Here is a 3851-nt window from a genome sequence, read left to right on the forward strand (position 1 = left end):
CGATCTCGCGGTAGATGCGTTCCGGCTTGATCGCCCGGGTAAGCAAGAGGATGGCGCCGCCGATGAGCGCGGCCTTGGCGACAGGCACACCGGCGAAGAAGGCGATTGCCAGCCCGATGCAGACCACCACCGCCTTCAGCACCTGCCCCTTGTGCATGCGGCCACGCGAGACCTCGGGCGTCAGTTGGACCGTTCGGGCGAATTCGGCCCGGTAGACGATGCGGATGATGACAACGACCGCGACGAGGCCGAAAAGGGCGACCGGAGCCAGCGCTGCCGAAAAGGCCGGATAGGAAATGCCCGACAGCGCGCCGATGACCATGTTTTGCGGATTGCCGGTGATGGTGGCGACGCTGCCGCAATTCGACGCGGTGGCGGTGGCGATCAGATAGGGGATCGGGTTGCGCTTGATCACACGGGTGACATGGACGACGATCGGCGCCATGACGAGGCAGATGGCGTCGTTGACCAGGAAGGCGGACAGCACGCCGGTCGGCAGCGTCACCATCACCAAAAGCATGAAGGGCGCGTGCGCGTGCTCGATGGCGATGGCGCCAAGGCCGCGAAAGGCGCCTGACACCTTCAGATGCGCCACCACGATCATCATGCCGAGCAGAAGCGTGATGGTGTCGAAATTGATCGCCCGGTAGGCATCCTCCATGCTGAGCGCGCCGATGGCGATCATCGCGGCCCCGCCGAGAAGCGCGATCCCCGCCCGGTCGAGGCGCAGGCCGGGGATGCGGCCAATTGCAACACCGGCGTAAGTCAGGATCAGGATCAGCAGTGCCGCCGCGCCCATCAATGTCATCGATAGAAGTCCTGCACAGTCTGTTTCCGCGCCGAAGCCCACCACCCACCCGGAGGCCATTCGGGTGCTCACCCTTTAACGCGATGTCGATCTGGATGCCAAACCGGCCGGGCAGACGGTTTCAGACGCCGGGCTAACGCAAATAGAAATCCAGCCTCTGTCGCACAGCTTGGGAAGAATAGATCTGTTCGAAGGACTCCCTCGCCCTTTTTCCCACTGTCGCCCGCAATGCCGGATCGGCTTTGAGATCGGCAAGGATGCGCAACGCCTGTTCAGTCGTCTCGAACAAGAAACCGTTTTCGCCATGCCTTATGTGGTCGGAATAGCCGCCATGGGAATGGCAGACCACAGGCAAACCGCAGGCCATCGCCTCCAACACGACGCGACCGAAGGTCTCCACATGCCAACCGGTGCGATAATAAAACACGTCGAGCGTCCGCAGAAACTCTTCGGCGGAAAATCGGCCGGGTGGGAACAGTTCGAGTTGCGGATGCGGCATGAGGCTGTCCTTGAGCCCTGCCCCGCCCTGAATCCGCAAGGCTGTGCCCTCGGCCAGCAATGTCTCGTAGAGGGGTATGTCATCGGCATGATGTTTGCCCGGCCCGTCGCGACTCAAGCGTCCGACGGTGAACGGACGATCCGAAGCCAGACGCCGGGGTGAAAAACGTTCGACATCGATCAGCGATGGATGCACGACGCCATCGACCCGCAGCATCCGTCTCTGAAAATCGGAAATCAGCACCAGTTCGGCGTCTGGCCAGTTCAGCATGCGGGGCATGCGCGTCGTCAGCGCGATGATTTTCGGGTGAAAGGTATTGAAGACATAGATCAGCCGGCGCGGCCGCGGGATCAGGTAAGGCCACACCTTGTTGCGCCAATGCGAGCCGAGAAAGACGTAGGTGCCGCCATTCGGGACATCCCACTTCGACAGCGAGACGCGGCGAATCGGGAAGTTCCGCATCAACTCGCCGGACACGCTGGAGGAGGTTGCCCACAGATGCACCTCGGAATCGGCACTCAACAGCCGGTACAGTTCCAGAGCTTCAAGGTCACTGCCGCCGAAGGGATCCTGAAAGCCGTTGAACAAATGGATCATGGTCGCTGCGCTTTGTTAGCTTGGCCGGCTGTTTGCCGATAGTGAAAATCTGGCCGTTGCCGTGCTGCCCACATGGCGATCGGTGGCCTTACTTGTGGCCGAGCAGAGCTAACGCAGCTGCTGAAAAATCGCTGTGAACAGAGATATCTACCTTCAGCTGGTATTTAGCTGCCCGAGATATCGGTCGCCCATTACGCAGGTTGCGTCAATACGGGGGCATTCGGTGAGTGCTAAGTCGTCCATCTATTGCTCAAAAACATCACTGGCAGCCTAAGCTGCGTCGCCTACCCCTTGCAGAGTCTCGCTATTTAGTTAAGCAAGTTATTTCAAGTTAGTTAAGCAAGTTATTTCAAGGTCAAGGCAGTAATTATCGACCGATAGCCTGTGGGGGGCATCAATGAAATGTATGGTTATTAACCTCGATCGGTCTCCCGATCGACTTGCCCATGTCACGGCTGAATTCGCGAAGGTTGGTGTTTCGTTCGACCGGGTTCCTGCCGTAGACGCGTTGCATCGACCGGAATTTGCTGCGACTTCACCAAGTTTAACTCCCACGGAAGCGGCTTGCCTTATGAGCCACAAGGTTTGCTGGACCATCATCGCAGATGGTGAGGATGCCTTTGGTGCGATCTTCGAGGATGATGTCCTGTTGTCCGAAGCAGCTGGCCCAATGCTTTCCGATGATGGATGGATTCCGGCCAACGCCGATATCGTCAAGCTGGAAACCTACCTAAAGAAAACCGTTATCGCGATGAAGCGCACCTGCGTCAGTCGGGTGTTTTCGGTTGTTAGGCTATATGGGTTCCACATCGGAGCGGCCGGGTACATCATTTCGAAGCAAGCAGCGCGCGATCTGATCGCCCGAAGTCTCGATGCGCCCGCCGATCACGTTATCTTCGATCCGTCGCTTCCGACATCGTCAAGCAAAGCGATCTACCAACTGTTGCCCGCACTGTGTGTGCAAAATGACCTTATTCGTGAGAAGGCCTTCGGGTTGACCAGCCTTCTTAGTGAGGAGCGGCTCGTGAGAGCCAGCGCAAATTCCGCTCCAAAGCGGAGTCCCGCGGAAAAGCTCCTGGTCGAAGCAAGGCGTATAAGTCGACAGATTTTCGATATCTGGCGCTTCAGGCGTGAGAAAACTATCTCTTTAGCGTGATGTCGGCAGCCAAAGCACTGCTGCGCGACGGTCCCGAGTCACCCATCAATGCACGGTGGCAACCCCGGGCAGAGGCGCCGGAGACGTTCCGGCCGGATCGAAGCTGACTTGATCGCGTCCGTTCGACTTGGCCGTGTAAAGCCTTTTGTCGGCAGCGGAGAAGATTTCCTCATAGGTGATCGGGCCGGTAAAGCTTGTGCCGCCGATGCTGACGGAAAGCGGACAAGGCCTGCCGCCGGGTGAGAATTCCATCTCCCTGATACGCCGGCGGATGCTTTCGGCGACCACCCAGGATTGCGAGGGGTCCACGCCGGGCAGAAACACGCCGAATTCTTCGCCTCCGATGCGGCCGACGATATCGCCGCCACGCAGTTGCCCTTTGATCGCCTGTGCTATCAGTTTGAGCGCCTGGTCTCCGCAATCGTGACCCAGGCGGTCATTGATCGACTTGAAGTGGTCGGCGTCGATGATCAGCAGCGCCCCCGAACGGGTCTGCTCCTGCTTTCGGGTCTGCTCGAGATAGGCTTCGACCAGCATAGAGAAGGCGCCACGGTTCAGCACCGCCGTCAGGCTGTCTGTCGCGGCGATGATGCTGAGATCGCGCTGCGCGATGGCCAGCTGGCGAATCTTCCACATCAGGAAAAACAGAAACGAGCCGCCCAGCACCAAAGGCAGCAACAAGTCGGTCATCTTCGCCCGCCACACGGCCTCGGGCGAAAGATAGGGGAAATTGAAGGAATCGACGAAGAACGCCACGGCAATGAAGAATGCAGTACCGACTACCGTGACAG

The 3851-nt window shown here is 58.8% G+C and carries 4 protein-coding genes; 1 reads left to right on the forward strand and 3 read right to left on the reverse strand.

What is annotated here, in order from left to right; all coding sequences use genetic code 11:
- The coding region (locus EN893_RS23030) for an SLC13 family permease (RefSeq protein ID WP_128361797.1) at window positions 1-808 on the reverse strand (808 nt) is incomplete at its 3' end.
- Between the two features lie 133 nt (window positions 809-941).
- Window positions 942-1904, reverse strand: a complete 963-nt coding sequence (locus EN893_RS23035; protein WP_127270455.1) for a glycosyltransferase family 4 protein — start codon at window positions 1902-1904, stop codon at window positions 942-944.
- A 397-nt stretch (window positions 1905-2301) separates the two neighbouring features.
- Between EN893_RS23035 and EN893_RS23040 the strand changes: the two genes are divergently transcribed.
- Window positions 2302-3060 (forward strand): glycosyltransferase family 25 protein, encoded by a 759-nt coding sequence (locus tag EN893_RS23040; protein ID WP_127270453.1) that lies wholly within the window; start codon window positions 2302-2304, stop codon window positions 3058-3060.
- A gap of 45 nt (window positions 3061-3105) precedes the next feature.
- Here the strand turns inward: EN893_RS23040 and EN893_RS23045 are convergent.
- A partial coding sequence (locus tag EN893_RS23045; RefSeq protein ID WP_164901037.1) for a GGDEF domain-containing protein occupies window positions 3106-3851 on the reverse strand: 746 nt, incomplete at its 5' end.

Origin of the sequence: Mesorhizobium sp. M7A.F.Ca.CA.004.04.2.1 (assembly GCF_004022825.1) — a bacterium.
In the GTDB taxonomy this organism is placed as follows: domain Bacteria; phylum Pseudomonadota; class Alphaproteobacteria; order Rhizobiales; family Rhizobiaceae; genus Mesorhizobium.

Bases quoted from the DNA above. Each gene is read 5' to 3' on its own strand.
- EN893_RS23035 (WP_127270455.1), bottom strand. From the start codon at position 1,904: ATGATCCATTTGTTCAACGGCTTTCAGGATCCCTTCGGCGGCAGTGAC.
- EN893_RS23040 (WP_127270453.1), top strand. From the start codon at position 2,302: ATGAAATGTATGGTTATTAACCTCGATCGGTCTCCCGATCGACTTGCC.